This is a genomic window from Methylomonas sp. HYX-M1 (assembly GCF_040741385.1).
Lineage (GTDB): Bacteria > Pseudomonadota > Gammaproteobacteria > Methylococcales > Methylomonadaceae > Methylomonas > Methylomonas rhizoryzae.
The window spans coordinates 4,091,678-4,112,365 of the sequence record NZ_CP160405.1 but is presented as its reverse complement, the minus strand read 5'-3'; the positions used below and the strand labels follow the sequence as shown (position 1 = coordinate 4,112,365).

1 protein-coding gene is annotated in these 20,688 nt (G+C 61.1%); it reads left to right on the top strand.

Annotation, left to right across the window (positions count from 1 at the left end; genetic code table 11):
* Nucleotides 1-146 precede the first annotated feature (146 nt).
* On the top strand, nt 147-20,579 hold the full coding sequence (locus tag AB0A83_RS18465; protein WP_367154929.1) for a choice-of-anchor D domain-containing protein: 20,433 nt from the start codon (nt 147-149) through the stop codon (nt 20,577-20,579).
* Nucleotides 20,580-20,688: the final 109 nt, after the last annotated feature.

Genomic DNA, 20,688 nt, shown 5'->3' with positions numbered 1-20,688 from the left:
AGTAGCGCCAAATCAGGCTAGACCGGGGCTGACGAAAATAACCATAAACAAAAGTTAACTTTTGTTAAATTTTGGTTATCATCCAGCAATACGGCAAGAGATTGCCCCCATCACTACAAAAATAACAATCAGCGGAGGTTACGGCCATGAAACCGCAACAACGGCACACCATCACGAGCAGCAACAACGGCTTCACACTTAAAACCTTGGTTCAGTCCATACGCGATAAGCATCAGAAGCCTTCCGCCGACAATCGGCCCAACCATCCGCCTTATTCTCCGCAACACCTTAAGCTGGAACGCCTGGAGCCGCGCCTTTTGCTCAGTGCGGACCTCGCAATCGACATCGGCCAAGACCTGGCCTTGGAAAACCAAGTGCCGGGCGACCGCATCTCGGTCACGCTGAATCTAAGCAACGACGGCGATGCCTCGGTCAGCAAACCGGAAGTCGCGGTCTGGGCCTCTTTAGACGACACGCTGGACGAAAACGACATTTTGCTGGGCAGCGGCAAAGCCACCGGCAAATTGGCGGACGGTCAGGATAAAACCGTAAAACTCAAGCTGAACTTGCCGAAAGACTTAATCCCCGGCGATTACACCTTGTTCGCGGAGGCAGACCCGAACGCGAAGCTCACCGAAAACGACGAGACCAACAACGTCACCAACATCGGCACCCTGAACAACATTTGGGCGTTCGGCGAAGTGGACGGCCACAAAGGCAACGTCACCTTAAACGTCGAGACCGAAGACGGTACCGAAGCCAGCTTCAAACTGACCGGCGGCGGCAGCGGCAGCGTCAGCTATGCCGACGGCCAATTCGCTATCCAGCTGGCCGATACCGGCAACCGCTCCAACCTGACCGTCAACATCAAAGACGGCGACGGCAGTATAGGCAGCATAACCAGCGCTACCGGCCTCAGCTCGATCAAGCTGATCAACGCGCCATTACAAGGCGATATCCAAATCGGCGGCAATCTGGCCAAACTCAGCTTGGACGACGTATTGGGCGGTAGCGTGGTCATTGAAGGCACCAGCGGCAAGCTGAACGTCACAGCCAAAGACATCAAAGACCTCAGCTTCGACAGCGCCACGGCCATCGGCAAATTCACCGCCAACGAGTGGCTGGATACCGACGATACCGCCGACAGCCTAACCGCTCCGTCGTTGGCGGCCTTGAAAATTAAAGGCGATTTTCAAGCCGACCTGAACTTGTCGCAAGCCGACGCCAAAGGCATGACCCTGGGCAGCGCCACGATAGGCGGCGACAGCAGCGGCGAATGGTTAGTGCTAGGTAAAACCGGCCGTTTGTTGTTGGACAGCACTTCCGGCAGTTGGCACGGCACCTTTACCGGCGAAATCAGCTTATTGAAAACCAAGGGCGATTTGGCCGGCACGCTGGATACGCCTAACGTCAAAAACTTGCAAGTCGGGCGGAATCTGAACGCCGCCGTACTCAACATCGGCGCCAACCTGGGTAGCGACGGTGCCTTGGGCGGCACCGGCGATGCGGCCGACAGCTTCGGGCAGGCCGCCATCGCCAACTTCTTCGTTAAAGGCGACGTCGCCGACAGCCGGATTCGCATCGGCATGAATCCGACCAACGGCAGTTACGACGACGGCGATGACAGCTTGCTGAGCGGCACCCCGTTCAAAAAAATCACTGTGCAAGGCGACTTGACCGGCACCACCAAAGTGTTTGCGGCCGCCTTCCCGGCTCGGGTCAAAATCGGCGGCAGAAATCAATCGTCCGCTGATGTGGATCAGTTCCTGACTCAAGCCCCCGGCCAGGAAGTATTGATCGACTTGTCCGCTGCCTTGCAAAACCCCGGCACCAACAACGTCACCAACAACATTGGCGTCAGCGGAACCGTCGACACCTCCGGTACCGGCATTCAACTCAAGGTTCGATTCGACGACGCCACCGGCTACAGCGACTTCAGCGGCAAAGTCGGGGATGGCGGCAGTTTTCAAATCAGCCATCAAGAATTGGTTGCGCTATTCCCGAACCAGCAAATAGCCGACGGAGCCCATACCATTCACTTTTTAGCCACTAATGCCGAAGGCGGCACTAAGTCATTCGACCTTAGCTTTACGCTGGATACGGTAGCCCAATTCGCCAGTTTCGGAGTCTCCGAAACCGACGCGGTTGGCGGCGACACCAGCAAAACCGCCGCCGCCAACGTAGTGTTGCGCGGTAGCGCCGAAGCCGGCTCGCAAGTCAGTTACGGCAACCAAACGGTTTTAGTCGGCAACAACGGTAACTTCACCCTGCCCGGCGTAGCACTGACGCTTGGCGACAATAGCATCACTTTAGCCATTACCGACCCGGCCGGCAATGTCAACCAATTAACCCGCACTTTGACCCGGGTCGATCAAACCCAGGCCGACCCGGTACTGGCCTGGAACGACATTGCCTTGCACGCCATCCAGCGCGACGTGACCGACCCGCCGATCGCCACCCGTATGTTGGCCATGCTCAGCTTGGCGCAATACGATACCTTGGCGGCTATCGAAGGCACGCAAGCCTATATGGTACAGCGCTCGCTAACCGGCGAGGTCGACGCTCAGGCCGCCTTGGCCACCGCCGCCTACCGCATTTTGACCTTGAGCTACCCGGCGCAAAAAGCCACTTTCGATGCAGCTCTAGCTTCCGATCTCACCCTGATAGCCGACGGTGCGGCCAAAGACAACGGCATCGCCTTGGGGTTAAGTATTGCCGATGCGGTCTGGGCCATACGCGAAAACGACGGCTCGGACGACTACGATACTTATATCGGCAGCGAAGAACCCGGCGCCTGGCGGCCTACCGCCCCGGCTTTCGACTTACCGGACGAACCGCATTGGGGGAATGTGACGCCGTTCGCCCTGGATTCGGCGGACGAATTCCGCCCGGCCCCGCCTCCGGCCTTGGACAGCGCCGCATACGCCGAAGCCGTCAATGAAATCAAAGCTCTAGGCAGCGCCGACAGCAGTACCCGAACCGCGGACCAAACGGAACAAGCCTTGTTTTGGGCCGACGGCAAGGGCAGCTTCACCCCGCCCGGGCATTGGAACCAAATCGCGTCCGAAGTCGCTTTCGCCCAGGGCAACAGCCTCAGCGCCAACGTGCGCTTGTTTGCCCAATTGAACGTCGCCCTGGCGGACGCCGGTATCGCCTGTTGGGACGCCAAATACACCTACGGCCTGTGGCGGCCGATAACCGCCATTCAAGACGCCGAGTTCGACAACAACCCGGCCACCGAGGACGACGACGACTGGCGGCCTTTGCTTCTTACCCCGCCGCACCCGGAATACGTATCCGGCCACTCCACCTTCAGCGCCGCCGCCGCGACGGTATTGGCCGCCACTTTCGGCGACGACGTCGCGTTCAGCACCACTTCGGCGACATTACCCGGCGTCACTCGCGACTACACCAGTTTTAGCGAAGCCTCGCAAGAAGCCGGCCGCAGCCGGGTGTACGGCGGTATTCATTACGAATTCACCAATCAGGCCGGCAACGCGCTGGGCAACCAAGTCGCCAACGCGGTTCTGACCCGCTTTGCGCTGACCGAAGACACCCAGGCGCCGGTAGTCATCGTCGACAATGTCGCCGCTTACGCCAAAGACAACCCGACCCTGACCGGACAAGTAGTGGACAATCTATCCGGAGTAGCCGGCGCGCAATACCGCATCGACGGCGGCGACTGGCAAACGCTGAACCTGGATGCGGAAGGCAAATTCAGTATTTCCACCGCATTTGCGTTGGACGGCTCAGCCGACGGCAGCCATAGCGTATCCATCATGGCAACCGACGCCTCCGGCAACGCCAGCGGCGCCTATACCCGCACCTTTACGCTGGACACCCAAGCGCCGACCGTCACCGTAACCAGCTTGGCCGAAGGCGACAGCTTGACCGCCAACATCCGCTTGAAAGGCAGCGCAGACGGCACCGGCACCACGCTGACCATGCTGAATTACCAATTCGACACCGGCACGGTGCGCAGCTTGATTTACGACAGCACCGGCAAATTCGACGACTTATTGCAATACGGCGACTTGAGCGTCGGCGAACATAGTTTGAAAATCACCGCCCAGGATTCGGCCGGCAACCAAACCGTGCAAACCTTGACGGTCAAGGTCGACGCGCTGGCACCGTTTACCATCACTAAAATCAGCCCGGCCGACGGCAGCGCCAACGTCGGCGTCACCCAGCGTCCGCAAATCAATTTCAGCCGCGCGGTCAACCCCGCCACGCTGACCGGTAAAAATCTGTACGCTACGGCGCCGGACGGCACCAAACTGGCCACCACCATCGTTCCCGCGGCCGACGGCAGCTTCGCCTGGCTGTTTTTCACCAATCCCATGCCCGGCGGTTCGGAAATCACCATTCATGTGGACGGCTCCAAAATCCGCGCCGCGGCGGACGGCAGCTTTCTGGACGCGGACGGCGACGGCACGGCCGGCGGCGAGACCACGGTCAGCTTCACCACGGTTAGCACCACGGCCATTACCGGCACTAAATTGATCGGCAAGGTGGTCGACCCCGGTCCAGACCTGGAGCCTATGACTTTCGACGACATCCGCCGCGGCCCGGACGGCGTGCCGCATACCGCCGATGACGTGTTCAAATTGCCGATAGCCCACGCCAAGGTATTTATCCTGGGCCACGAGGACCAATTCGTTTATACCGATGAAAACGGCAATTTCGAGCTGACCGACGTTCCGGCCGGCGAAGTGAAATTGGCGATAGACGGCCGCACCGCCACCAATGCGCCGGACGGCGTATTCTTCCCGGAAATGGTCATGGCGCTGGAAATCAAAGCCGGCGTCACCAACACCGTGATGGGCAGCATGGGCAGCGACGAAGAAAAACTGGCCAATGCCGACCGGGTGGAAGCCTATCTGCCGCGCATCGCCAATACCGTATTGCAGGACGTCAGCAACAGCGAACCGACCACCATCACTACGGCCAACGCCGACGCCGCACCGAATCTGACCCCGGAAGAGAGGGAAAAACTAACCCTGACCATCAATCCCGGCACCGCCGTCGGCGAAGACGGCACTATAGTGGACAACGCGCAGATCGGTATCGCCACGGTACCGCCGGAATTGGTGCGCGACATGCTGCCGCCCGGCGTGTTGCAACACACCTTCGACATTACCATCCAGGCGCCCGGCATCGCTACCTTCACCGACCCGGTAGAGATTACCTTTCCTAACGTATTCAACGCCGCACCGGGTACCAAACTCAACATTCTGAGTTTCGACCACACCACCGGCATGCTGGTCATCAACGGCACCGGCACCGTATCGGCCGACGGCTTGACCGTGGTTTCCGACCCCGGTTCCGGCGTGCGTGCGCCGGGTTGGCACGGCATGACGCCGCCCGGAGGTTGTGGCGGCGCCCCAACTCCGCCGATGCCGCCGCACGAGCCGGATCCTAACGACACCAGTGATCCGAAAGAGTACATTACGCTGCCGCTGATTACCGACGAAGGCGGCAGCTTCGACTTCCCGGACATGAGCTGGACTGCGCCCGATCCGTTACCGGATACGCCGCCGACTCCGCCCGATCCATCCGGCTGTCCGCAACCGGCCCCGGATTTACCGGACGAAAAACAGCCCTACATCCAGGTTACCATCACGGTCGACGGGCCGCTGGGCGATTACATGAAACAAACCGGCGACGTCGCCCTGACCGGCGATTCGTTCGCATTGCGCGCAGGCACCGGCATCACCAAGACCTTCGACATGGTGGCTAAAACCTTTGCCGAGCTATCCGCCAACGGCATGAAAGACTTCGAAAAGAACGTGCTGTTCGGCAGTTCCATCACCATCGAGGAAGTCACCGGCCGGCCGGACGGCAGCACCCACACCACCACCAAAGAATATCTGTTGACCCGTTATGTGGACGCTACCGACGACAACCATACCGACGGCCAGACCGAATTCTCCAAAACCATCAACGACGGCGCTGCCGGTATCCACCGGGTTGCCCCGATCGAATTCCGCACCGGCTCGCAAAAACCCGAACTGAACATCAGCAGCGGCACCCATTTCTTCGACGCCTCTTCCAGCGGAGAACTGTGGTTCGATCCGGTCAGCTCGGGCCTGCTCAGTGCAAGCGAGGAACTGACAGACGAATTAGAGATTAAAAACCCGCAAAACGGCGACGTGGCCGGCACGATCGACTTAAAGGGCGTCGGCGCGGACAAGCAAGTGTGGGATATCGACGTCAGCAGTCTGGAATCCACCCTGGCCTCCATCGCCGGCGGCAGCGACGGCAACGTCGATTATTCTTTCGTTAGCGCTGCCGAAATCAAGCTGTTCGATAATTTGGAAGACGACGGTGTTACCGCCAAACCGAACGAACGCAGCGATCTGGCCAACGACATCGCGACCGCGATGTACGGTTTCTACAGCGGCTTTACCGACGGCTTGGTAGGCGGCGGCACCTTGCTGGGCGACGAAATCGAAATCGTATTCAGCACTTATAGCGAAGGCGGCGTCGCCAAGGCCGGCTTGTACGGCACTTCCAGCCCGGCCGGCGGCGTGGATAACGTATTCGACCAAAGCAGCGGCTCCAGCGAAGATACGGTCTCCACCGTCATCAACAACATGAACAACTACAGCAAGGCCGAGCTGGCGTTCAGACTGGACAATTCCATTAACCCCGAATACGACGGGGACGTCAACGTCCATCCCGACACCCATTTCGAATATTGGGATTTGGCCGCGCAAGCCACCCCGCGGGCAACCTTTATTCAAATGGTGGCCGAGACCGCGGCGCACGAATTCGGGCATACCCTGAGTTTGGCCCACACCTACAAAACCTTCGCGCCTAATCCCAGCAAACAAACCGGCCCCGGCAACACGCTGGACTTAATGATGGGCCATGCCGGCGACTTGCCGTCCTCGCACGGCGGCAATCTGTCGCTAAAAACTCAAACCAGTACCGCGCTGAAAATGTCGCTGGATTTGAACTATACCGCGGCCGACGCACAAGTCATCTCCAATTACTATTACCAAAACATTGTGGTGGAAGGCGGTTTCTCTACCCCGGCCGAAGATGGCGGCGAGGAGCCGGAAACCCCCAACCTGGTGTTCCAAGGCCCGCATTTGGCGGTATTCGACGCCGACGCGGAAATGGGCATCTTCGGCGACATGGATTTCGGCAACGTAGCGGTCGGCGGCACGGTGCAAAAAAACCTGTTGCTGATCAATTACGGCAACGAAGACCTAAGCATAGCCGGCCTGACCTCGGCCGGCGGCGCGTTCACGTTGGGTAATCTAGCCCCGAACACCGTGCTGCATCCGGGCGAATCGGTTAACGTCACGCTGAACTTCAGCCCGGCAACTATCGGCAGCTTTACCGGCACGATCAATCTGAATAGCAACGCAGTCAACGGTCTAACCAAAATCGATCTGGCCGGCTTCGGCCAAAACGCCGCAGCCACCGCAACGGCGGTTTACGCCAACAACAATTTTGGCGGCGCCGATCTGACAACCGGCCAAGTCACCCGCAGCTTCACGGTGCGCAACGACGGCCAACAAGACTTGGTGATTTCCGGCCTGTCGATAGCGAACGGTGCCAGCGACTTTAGTCTGGTCAACGCGCCAAGCGACCTGGACACCAACCCGATCACGCTGGCTTTCGGGGAAACCTACACTTTCGAAGTCAAATTCGACCCCAGCGCTACCGGCCTGCTGCGCGGCACAGTCAACGTCGCCACCAACGACCCAGCTAACGGCACCCTGAAAGTCAACGTGGTCGGCACCGGTTACGACAAGTCTTACCAATATCATTGGGGCAACGATTACGTCGCGGTCGAAGTCGACGGCACGGTGTTACGCACCCAAAGCGGCAACGACGGTTATTTCGAATTCTTCCTGCCCTCCGACAAGGCTTACAAAATCACGGTATTCGATCCGGAAAGCGGCTTGGTCGCCCACGGTTCCGGCACTACCCCGGCTTCCGGCGGCGGTACCGATCTGGCCTCCGGCCTAGTATTCCGGCCTTCCACCGCCATCGACACAGACGGCGACGGTTTGCCTGACGACGCCGAATTCGCCATCGGCACCAACCAGAACAAAACCGACACCGATAAAGATTCGCTGGACGATTTCACCGAAATCGAGCAAGGCTTGGATCCCTTGGGCGGTTTGGCGATACCGACCGGCATCGTTTCCTCGGTCGGCCTGCAAGGCAGCGCGGAAGCCGTCGCCATGCTCGGCTCGACGTCCGGCGATTCCGGCTTGACCGCACTGGTCGCTACCGGCAACAAAGGCTTGGCCATCATAGATGCCTCCAAATTCAATTCGCCGCAGGTTTTGGCCGAGCTGGCGCTGGACGGCAACAACACCGATGTGGCGGTGGACGCAGCCCGCAACATTGCCGCGGTGGCCGGCGGCAGCGCCGGTCTGCACATTGTGAATATCGCCGATCCGAGCAATCCGGTGCTCAGCAAAACCTTAGCTTTCGTCAACCCGGTCACCCACGTCGACATTCGCGACGGCGTGGCTTTCGTCACCACAGGTACCGACATCGCAACTGTCGATTTGAACACCGGCGAACTGATAAACACCTTGAATTTATCGGCGTTGGGCGGCAACACCCTGGCCGATCTGGCCATAGACGGCAACACCCTGTTCAGCCTGGACAGAAACAACGTGTTGCGCACGATTGGCATTGCCGGCGACGAATTGACGCCCCTGGATTCGCTGAACGTCGGTCTCGGCGGCGGCAAATTGTTCGTGGGCGGCGGGGTGGCCTATATCGGCCGCAACGACGGTTTCAACGGCGGTTTCTCGACGGTAAACGTCAGCGACCCAAGCAACCTCAGTTTGTTGAGCGGGCCGGACAGCACCAACCTGGGCGGTAACGCCATCGTCGCCAACGGATCCGGCTTGGCGGTCAGCGTCGGCAACCCCGGCGGCGTATTCGGCAACAACGCCTTGGACGTCGTCAACGTCGCCGACCCCACCGATACCGGTAATCTGGTTACCCGCATCGACTTGCCGCAAACGCCTAAAGACGTCGTCCTGGCCAACGGCTTGGCCTTTGTGGCCGACGGCAGCGGCGGTTTACAAATCGTCAACTACGTCAATTTCGACACCTTGGGCGTGGCCCCAACCGTCTCCATCAGCGTCGACGGCATAGACGCCGACCCGGCCACCGACGGCATTCAAGTGTTGGAAGGCCACAGCATCCGCATCCTGCCGACTATCACCGACGACGTGCAGGTTCGCAACGTGGAACTGTTGGTCAACGGCCAAGTGGTCGCCAACGACATTGCCTTTCCGTTCGAACTGTTCACCCAAGCACCGGCCATCGCCACAGGCGGCGACAGCTTTACCGTGCAAATTAGAGCCTCAGATACCGGCGGCAACGAAGCCTTGTCCAACTTGATCACGGTGGACGTGGTGCCGGACACCTTCGCGCCCAACGTCACCTCGGTCAACGTCAACGAAGGCGAAGAACGTTACATCGTGCGCGCCATCAATGTCGTATTCGACGAACCGATCGATACCGAGCTGTTAACGTCCACCGGCGTCACCTTGATCGGCGCCGGAACCGACGGCGTGCTGGATACCGAGGACGACGTCAATATTCCGGTGAGCATCGACAGCCGCGCGTTCGGACAGCGGGTCAGTTTCCTGATCGCCGGCATCCTGCCGCCCGGACCTTACCGCTTTACCCTGCCGGCCGCCGCAATCAGCGACTTGGCGGGCAATGGCCTGGCGGATCCCATAGTACGCAACTTCAGCATCCGCACGGCCAGCGATATCGTCGCCGCATCCGGCGTACCGGACGTGCCTACCGCACCGGCCGCCAACCCGGGGCAACAATTCGGCATTTCGGTACCCTTCGATCCGTCCACCGCTAAAGCGGATTTCACCGTGATAGACGCCGGCGGCAGCCAATCCACGCTCAGCCTCAAGGCCAACCGCTGGGACAGCGCCACCGGCGTCGCTTATTTCGTGGTCCCCATGAACGCCGTCACCGCCGACATTGTCGTGTATTCGCAAGTCGGCGAGGTGCGAACCGATTTTGCCGACGGTACCTTCCCGTTGCAAATCGTGCCTGTCATTAGCGGTTTCGAAATCAACTCGGTCAGCAGCGACGGCAGCAGCGCCAGCGTCACCCTGTACGGCACCGGTTTCGTCGAAGGCAATAACAGCGAATACCGCTTCGGCAACGGCGATAGCGCGTCGGTTGTGCAAGACTTAGACCCAAGCAGTGGCCCGGACGTACAGCAAACTTACGACAACAACCTGAACCAGTACGTCAACAGCCGGGTGGTACTGACCGTACCGCTGACCGACGGGGCATTCGGGCCGATTACGGTCAAAACCGGCGGCGGCGTCAGCGCGGCCTTCACCACCAGCCTGGACGGCATCGCCGCCACCGCCTTGTCCGGGACGCCGGCCGACGCCGGTCAGGCCTCGGCCAACCCCGGGCAAAGCATCACCATCAGCGGCGCCGACCTCAGCGCCACCACCGACGTGCTGTTTAGCTATACCGATTACAACGGCAATCCGCAGATGGTCAAGGTCAGCCCGGCTACCGTGTCGGCAGACGGCAGCAGCGCCACCGTGACCGTGCCTTACGACGCCAACGGCATTGCCAGCTTGCGCCTGTTCGGCAGCGACAGCCGCTTGAGTCTGCAAATCGTGCCGGTACTGCAAAGCTATAGCTACAACGGCAATCTGTTGCTGTACGGTGCCGGCTTCGTCGAAGGCGGCAGCCAGTTCGCGGTCGGCGGGGTTACGGTCGACGACACCGTCGTCGACGACGGGGTGGATGTCAGCTATTACTACGACTACACCCGCAGCACGTACATCAACAACGGCCACGCGATTTTGGATTCCGCCGACCTGCCCAACCACGGCTTCGGCAGCATCGTGGTCACCACCGCCGGCGGCAGCAGCGCCGGCTTGCCGTTGAACCAATTGAAAGTAGCCGCCGCCGGCACCAATCTGGGCGACCTCGCCATCGATGCCGCCGGCGATTTGTGGGTGAGCGATTACACCAACCCCGGCCATTTGCTGCGCCTAGACCCGGACAACGGCGCCGTACTGCAAACCATCACCCTGACCAACAGCTTCGGCACGCCGTATTTGTACAACCATTCCGGCCTGCAAATCGTCGCTGCCGAGATGAGTTTGAACGGTACCAACGTACCGGCCGGCAGCCTGTTGGTATTCAACGGCTACCCGAACACCGACCAAGTGTTTGCCGTCAACCCGGCCGACGGCAGCATCCTGGCCAGCCTGAGCTTGAGCGCCAACCACGATTTGACCGGCGCGGTATTCGACCCCGCCAGCGGCAACCTCTTCCTGACCGCCAACAACGGCAATCAAATCGTCGAAGTCAGCGCCGCCGACGGCAGCGTGGTTGCCAGCTTCGAACCGCCGTACAACATCCAAAGCTGGAGCGGCCTGGCCATCGACCCGGCCACCGGCCACCTGTGGCTGGGCGCTTACAACGGCGGCGGCGAGCTGGTCGAATACGCCATCGGCGCCGGCGGCACCAGTTTGACCGAAGTCGGCCGCTACGACGCCGGCGGCCAGGGCATAGACGGCGGCAACCGCATCAGCGGCCTGAGTTTTGCCGCCGACGGCAGCCTGCTGGCTGCAACCACCAGCGGTATCGTGGTCAAAATCGACCTGGGCAAAGACGCCGCCACCTTGGCTCCGACCCTGACCGCCATCGACGCGCTGGCCGCGGCCGGCACCCCGGCCGACGCCGGCCAAGCCTCCGCCAACGCCGGCCAGATCATCGAACTGACCGGCTCCAACTTCGGCCCCGGCACCCAAGTGCTGTTCCCGGTCCGCGACAGCAACGGCAACGTCGGCTTGCAAGCCGTGGTGCCGCAGCTGATCAACGCCGACGGCACCCGCCTGCAGGTGCTGGTACCGCCAACCGCCACCAGCGGCGACGTCCGCATCAGCAACCTCGGCACCCGCGACTTGGGCTTTACTAGCTATACCGATTCGATCTACCGGCAAGTCACGGTCAGCTTCACCGCCGGCAGCGACAGCGCAGAAGTGCGCTTCGCCGACGGCGGCTTGGAAGACTTAAGCAACGAAAGCTGGGGTATCGATAACGTCCTGGTCAAACAAGGCGGCAGCACGGTATTCCAGGACGACTTCGAAGGTGGCGCCGACGCCGCCTGGAGCGATCCGGCCACCAGCAGCGCCTATCAAGCCAACTTCACCGAGTTTTCCGGCCGCTTCAACAACGCCAGCCAAACCCTGAACTTGAGCGGCTTGACCGCCGGCCAGACCTACACGCTGAGTTTCGACTTGTACGTACTGGACAGCTGGGACGGCGTCAACGGCCCGGACGTGTTCGACGTGTCGGTGGACGGCGTCAGCGTATTGCACGACAGCGTCAGCAACTACAATCTGCAAGTCGCGCAAACGCTGAACAGCAGCGACGGCATCCGCCTGCAGATCGTACCGACCCTGACCGGCATGGACGGCCGGCCCAACCAGGAAAACCTGTTCTACCTGTACGGCTCGGGCTTCATGGAAGGCGCCAGCACCCTCACTATCGGCGGCATCGCCATCCCGGATCAATACCTCAACCAAAGCCCGTTGGACATCTACAGCAACAACACCGCCCTCAACGCGGTGTCGCCGTTGACCCTGGACGGGCCGATCCGTATCACCACCGAAGGCGGTTACGCCGAACTGGCCGGGCCGACTTTCGGCAACCAGCCCTTGGCCGGCTTTACCGGCATCCAAGCCCAAGCCGCCAGCGGGCTGGCGGCAGACGCCGACAGCCCGGCAGCCAACACCGGCCAAACCATCGTTTTGACCGGCCAGGGCTTTACCTACAACACCCTGGTGCAGTTCCAAGGCATAGACGACAGCGGCCAAGCCGGTCTGATCACCCGCACCGGTACCCCGAACGGCGACGGTACGCAATTGACCATCCAGGTACCGGCCTTGGCCGTCACCGGCCCGGTCACCGTGTTGGGCAGCAACGCCAGCTTCGAGCTGCAAGTCGTGCCGACCCTACGCTCGGTCGGCGGCACCATCGCCGCCGGCAATACCCTGGTTATCGAGGCTTCCGGATTGAATGCCGATGACTTGATCATCAACATCGACGGCCGCCCGGTCGGTGACTTTAGCGTTCGCACCTTGTACGACGGCACGTATTCCTATTACAACGACCAGCAATTGCTGACACTGACCGTGCCCAACGGCATTACCGCCGGCGTGATAACCGTTGGAACCGGCGGCGGCATCGCCAGCCTGCGCCTAGGTGCTAACATCACGGTGCTGGACCCGCTCAGTCCGGCCGACGACGTCGGCGGCACCTTGGATACCGCGCTGACGCTCAACGTCGGCAGCAATCAAAGCCGGCAGGTTAACGGCAACATAGGTGGCACCCTGGCCGGTTTCGACGTCGACATGTACCGTATCGACGTTAACGGCGGCGACGTACTGAGTTTCGACCTGAGCAACAGCAATGATGACTACCATATCCTGAGAATATTCGATGCGGACGGCAATCAGCTGGACATCAACTATTTTTACAGCAACACTACCGAACAAATGCATTGGACCGCACCGGCCGGCGGCAGTTATTTCGTAGGCATCAGCGGTGCTTACAACTCCAGCTACGACCCGAACGTCAGCGGCAGCGGCGAATCGTCGTTCTATACCGGCGATTATGCGTTAAACATCGAACGATTGGCGGTCGATAGCTCTCGTCTGACCGGCATTACCGCCACCGCCGCCAGCGGCACCCCGGCGCAAGCCGGCGTCGCCTCGGCCAATACCGGGCAAACCGTCACCTTGACCGGCAGCGGCCTGACCAGCGAGGATCAAATCGTTTTCACTTCTATCGATAGTTCCGGCAATCTGTATTCCAATACCGTCGATCCAGCCAGCGTGGCAGAGGACGGCAGTAGCCTGACCGTCATAGTGCCCAGCGACGCGACGACCGGCTCCGTCCGTTTGGAACGCGATTCCAGCGGCGTATTGCTGCAAATCGTCCCTTCCCTGGAGGACGTCAGCATGTTCCCCAACGCCGATTTCATCGGCGGTACCCTGAACATCAGCGGCAGCGGTTTCACCGAATCCAGCACCACCATCAACATCGGCGATCAAGTCATCGTCGACTACAGCCGCAGCTATAGCCCCTATGTCAGCAACACCAGTTTGAGCTTGACGGTGCCCGACGGCGCAGCGACCGGCCCGATCCAAATCGTGACCGCCGGCGGCAGCAGCGCGATATTCGATTTGAGCTTAACCGGCATCAGCGCCACGGCCGCCAGCGGTACCGCCGGCGGCAGCGGTGCATCGGCAACCTCCGGGCAAACCGTCACGCTGACCGGTAGCGGCTTCAAAAACTCGACGAGTGTCGTGATGAGCGTGGTCGATCCATCCGGCACCGCTAAAGACATCATCGTCCGCCCGTCTTTGGTCAATGCCGAAGGCACCGAAATGCAAGTGATCGTACCTTTGAACGCGATTAGCGGGGTAGTGAGGGTACTCGGCGACAAAACCGCCACGGCCTTGGAATTGCAAATCGTACCGACGATCACCGGCATGGATGTAAACAGCGTCGCTGCCGACGGCAGCAGCGCCAACATCACCCTGTACGGCACCGGTTTCGTCGAAGGCAATAACAGCGAATACCGCTTCGGCGCTAGCGGCTTGGTCTTGTTAGACGCCGGCGCGAATACCGGCCCGGACGTACAGCAAACTTACGACAACAACCTGAACCAGTACGTCAACAGCCGGGTGGTACTGACCGTACCGCTGACCGACGGGGCATTCGGGCCGATTACGGTCAAAACCGGCGGCGGCGTCAGCGCGGCCTTCACCACCAGCCTGGACGGCATCGCCGCCACCGCCTTGTCCGGGACGCCGGCCGACGCCGGTCAGGCCTCGGCCAACCCCGGGCAAAGCATCACCATCAGCGGCGCCGACCTCAGCGCCACCACCGACGTGCTGTTTAGCTATACCGATTACAACGGCAATCCGCAGATGGTCAAGGTCAGCCCGGCTACCGTGTCGGCAGACGGCAGCAGCGCCACCGTGACCGTGCCTTACGACGCCAACGGCATTGCCAGCTTGCGCCTGTTCGGCAGCGACAGCCGCTTGAGTCTGCAAATCGTGCCGGTACTGCAAAGCTATAGCTACAACGGCAATCTGTTGCTGTACGGTGCCGGCTTCGTCGAAGGCGGCAGCCAGTTCGCGGTCGGCGGGGTTACGGTCGACGACACCGTCGTCGACGACGGGGTGGATGTCAGCTATTACTACGACTACACCCGCAGCACGTACATCAACAACGGCCACGCGATTTTGGATTCCGCCGACCTGCCCAACCACGGCTTCGGCAGCATCGTGGTCACCACCGCCGGCGGCAGCAGCGCCGGCTTGCCGTTGAACCAATTGAAAGTAGCCGCCGCCGGCACCAATCTGGGCGACCTCGCCATCGATGCCGCCGGCGATTTGTGGGTGAGCGATTACACCAACCCCGGCCATTTGCTGCGCCTAGACCCGGACAACGGCGCCGTACTGCAAACCATCACCCTGACCAACAGCTTCGGCACGCCGTATTTGTACAACCATTCCGGCCTGCAAATCGTCGCTGCCGAGATGAGTTTGAACGGTACCAACGTACCGGCCGGCAGCCTGTTGGTATTCAACGGCTACCCGAACACCGACCAAGTGTTTGCCGTCAACCCGGCCGACGGCAGCATCCTGGCCAGCCTGAGCTTGAGCGCCAACCACGATTTGACCGGCGCGGTATTCGACCCCGCCAGCGGCAACCTCTTCCTGACCGCCAACAACGGCAATCAAATCGTCGAAGTCAGCGCCGCCGACGGCAGCGTGGTCGCCAGCTTCGAACCGCCGTACAACATCCAAAGCTGGAGCGGCCTGGCCATCGACCCGGCCACCGGCCACCTGTGGCTGGGCGCTTACAACGGCGGCGGCGAGCTGGTCGAATACGCCATCGGCGCCGGCGGCACCAGTTTGACCGAAGTCGGCCGCTACGACGCCGGCGGCCAGGGCATAGACGGCGGCAACCGCATCAGCGGCCTGAGTTTTGCCGCCGACGGCAGCCTGCTGGCTGCAACCACCAGCGGTATCGTGGTTAAAATCGACCTGGGCAAAGACGCCGCCACCTTGGCTCCGACCCTGACCGCCATCGACGCGCTGGCCGCGGCCGGCACCCCGGCCGACGCCGGCCAAGCCTCCGCCAACGCCGGCCAGATCATCGAACTGACCGGCTCCAACTTCGGCCCGGGCACCCAAGTGCTGTTCCCGGTCCGCGACAGCAACGGCAACGTCGGCTTGCAAGCCGTGGTGCCGCAGCTGATCAACGCCGACGGCACCCGCCTGCAGGTGCTGGTACCGCCAACCGCCACCAGCGGCGACGTCCGCATCAGCAACCTCGGCACCCGCGACTTGGGCTTTACTAGCTATACCGATTCGATCTACCGGCAAGTCACGGTCAGCTTCACCGCCGGCAGCGACAGCGCAGAAGTGCGCTTCGCCGACGGCGGCTTGGAAGACTTAAGCAACGAAAGCTGGGGTATCGATAACGTCCTGGTCAAACAAGGCGGCAGCACGGTATTCCAGGACGACTTCGAAGGTGGCGCCGACGCCGCCTGGAGCGATCCGGCCACCAGCAGCGCCTATCAAGCCAACTTCACCGAGTTTTCCGGCCGCTTCAACAACGCCAGCCAAACCCTGAACTTGAGCGGCTTGACCGCCGGCCAGACCTACACGCTGAGTTTCGACTTGTACGTACTGGACAGCTGGGACGGCGTCAACGGCCCGGACGTGTTCGACGTGTCGGTGGACGGCGTCAGCGTATTGCACGACAGCGTCAGCAACTACAATCTGCAAGTCGCGCAAACGCTGAACAGCAGCGACGGCATCCGCCTGCAGATCGTACCGACCCTGACCGGCATGGACGGCCGGCCCAACCAGGAAAACCTGTTCTACCTGTACGGCTCGGGCTTCATGGAAGGCGCCAGCACCCTCACTATCGGCGGCATCGCCATCCCGGATCAATACCTCAACCAAAGCCCGTTGGACATCTACAGCAACAACACCGCCCTCAACGCGGTGTCGCCGTTGACCCTGGACGGGCCGATCCGTATCACCACCGAAGGCGGTTACGCCGAACTGGCCGGGCCGACTTTCGGCAACCAGCCCTTGGCCGGCTTTACCGGCATCCAAGCCCAAGCCGCCAGCGGGCTGGCGGCAGACGCCGACAGCCCGGCAGCCAACACCGGCCAAACCATCGTTTTGACCGGCCAGGGCTTTACCTACAACACCCTGGTGCAGTTCCAAGGCATAGACGACAGCGGCCAAGCCGGTCTGATCACCCGCACCGGTACCCCGAACGGCGACGGTACGCAATTGACCATCCAGGTACCGGCCTTGGCCGTCACCGGCCCGGTCACCGTGTTGGGCAGCAACGCCAGCTTCGAGCTGCAAGTCGTGCCGACCCTACGCTCGGTCGGCGGCACCATCGCCGCCGGCAATACCCTGGTCATCGAGGCTTCCGGATTGAATGCCGATGACGTAGTCTTCACGATTGACGGCATCGCCGCTACCGTAGTTGACATCCGCACCCTGCGCGACGGCAGCGGTTCGTCCAAAGATCAGCAGCTGGTTACGCTGACGGTTCCGGACGGTGTAAGCGCCGGGGTGATTGGCGTCAGTACCGGCGGCGGTAGCGCCGGCCTGACCACAGGCGCCAGCGTTACCGCTTTGGATAATTTGGCCCCGGCCGACGACGTCGCCGGTACCTTGGCCGACGCGCTGGCCTTGACCATAGGCAACAACCAAAGCCAAGAGGTCAGCGCCAGCATAGGCGGCACCCTGGCCGGTTTCGACGTCGACATGTTCAAACTCGATGTGAACGGCGGCGACGTATTGACCTTGAACGTAGACACCGGCGACAGTTATCACTTGCTACGCTTATTCGATGCCGACGGCAACCAGTTGTCGTCACGCTACTTCTTCGCCGGAGACTCGTCCGAGCTGCAATACACCGTACCGTATACCGGTAGCCTATACCTCGGCGTCAGCGGTTACTACAACGCCAACTACGATCCCACCGTCAGCGGCAGCGGCACCAGCTCATCGTTGGTCGGCGATTACACATTAAGCGTGGAACGATTGGCCGGCAGCACTACCCGCTTGAGCGGCATTACCGCCACCGCCGCCAGCGGCACCCCGGCGCAAGCCGGCGTCGCTTCGGCCAATACCGGGCAGACCGTCACCTTGACCGGCAGCGGCCTGACCGGCGACGACGACGTGGTCTTCACGACGGTCGATAGCAGCGGTAATTTGCGCGAACAAACCGTGTCGCCCACCAGCGTCGCCGAAGACGGCAACAGCCTACAAGTCGTGGTGCCGAGTACCGCGATCAGCGGCCAAGTCCGCTTAGCACGCGAAAACGTCGGCATTCTGCTGCAAATCGTACCGACGTTGAACGACTTCAGCATGAGCGCCGGCAACGGCTTTATCGGCAACAACCTTACCATCACCGGCAGCGGCTACATGGACGGCGCTACTACCGTCTCGATCGGTGGCGTCGATATTCGCGACTATAGCTCGTCCTATTTACCATACGTCGACTCCGCCAGTCTGACGATTCCGGTACCTGACGGCGCGGCCGGCGGGCCCATCCAAATCACCACGGCCGGCGGCACCAGCGCCGCGTTCGGGCCGAGCTTCACCGGCATTACCGCGACCGCGGACAGCGGCAGCGCGGCCGGCGAAGGCGCTTCCGCCAATCCGGGCCAAACCATTAGCTTGACCGGCAGCGGCTTCGATGCCACCACCGACATCGTGTTCCAAGTGGTCGATCAATCCGGCAATCTGAGCGATGTCGTGGTCAAACCGACCAGCGTCAACGAGGACGGCAGCGAAATCCAGGTGCAAGTGCCGTGGAATGTGGTCACCGGTACGGTGCACATCGTCGGCGACCAAAACGGCGCCGCTTTGTTGCTACAAATCGTCCCGGCGGTTACCGGGGTGGAAGTCATCGGCATCAACGGCAGCTCGATGCAGATTTACCTGTACGGCAGCGGTTTCGTGGAAGGCGCAAACAATGCTTACCGTTTCGGCGCCGACGCCGACAGCACGGTCATATACGATCCCGGCACCGGCACCGGCCCGGACGTGCAGCTGATCTACAATGCCACCCTTAACCAATACGTCAATGGCCGGGTCTATATGACCGTGCCGATCACCGCAGGTACCTTCGGGCCGATCGGCGTGGTCTCCGCCGGCGGCAGCAGCGCTGCGTTCAACGTCGATCTGGCCGGCATCAGCGGCACCGCCGCCTCCGGCACGCCGGCCGACGCCGGTAAAGCTTCAGCCAATCCCGGCCAAAGCTTTACCCTGAGCGGCAGCGGCTTTACCGGCACCAGCGACGTATTGCTGACCTATACCGACTATGACGGCAACGAAAAAACGGTGCGTATCCGCCCCGATTCGGTCGCCGACGGCGCCGGCAGTGCAAGCTTTACCGCGCCGCTGGATGCCAACGGCGTGGTCAAAGTGCGCATGTTGGGCAGCGATACCACCTTGGAGCTGCAAATCGTACCTTTGCTGGACAGTTTCGACTACAACGGCAGCTTGTTGCTATATGGCGCCGGTTTCGTCGAAGGCGGCACCCAATATGCCGTTGGCGGGGTTACCGTGGACGACACGGCAACCGGCGACGGCGTGGACGTCAGCTATTACTACGACAACAATAGAAGCACTTACGTCTACAACGGTTATGCGGTGCTGGACACCGCCGATCTCGACCACAACGGCTTCGGCAGCGTCGCGGTCACCACTGCCGGCGGTACCAGCGCCGGTTTGGCGTTAAATCTGCTGAAAGTGACGGTGGCAGGCACCAATCTAGGCGACGTTGCCGTCAATGCCGCCGGCGAATTGTGGGTCAGCGACTATAGTAACCCCGGCCATTTGCTACGCATCGATCCGGCTAACGGCGATACCTTGCAAACCATTACCCTGACCGACGCCTTCGGTACGCCGTATCTTTACAATCACGCCGGACTGGAAGTATTGACTTCCGACATCAGCCTGGGCGGCACCAACGTGCCGAGCGGCAGCCTGCTGGTATTCAACGGTTATCCGAACACCGACAAAGTCTTCGCGGTAGACCCGGCCGACGGCAGCATCCTGGCGACGCTGACTTTGAGCGCCAACCACGATTTGACCGGCGCGGTTTACGATCCCGGCACCGGCAACCTCTTCCTGACCGCCAACAACGGCAACCAAATCGTCGAAGTCAGCGCGGCCGACGGCAGCGTGGTCGCCAGCTTCAGCGCGCCGTACAACGTGCAAAGCTGGAGCGGCTTGGCCATCGATCCCAACACCGGCCACTTGTGGCTGGGCGCCTACAACGGCGTATCCACCCTGGTCGAATATTCCATCGACGATGCCGGTGCCACGCTAACCGAAGTCAGTCAGTTCGACGCCGCCAGCCAAGGCATAGACAGCAACAATCGGGTCAGCGGCCTGGCCTTCCAAGCGGACGGCACCTTGTTGGCATCGACGACTCAGGGCGCCGTGGTCAGCTTGACCTTGGCTTAAGTGACGTTCCTCCAGTACCCGCACTGCTGCCAACCGGTGGCGGTGCGGGTGTTTGGGATATTGGCTGTACTCGATTGTCCTAGCTTAGCTAGCATTCCCGTCAACTCGG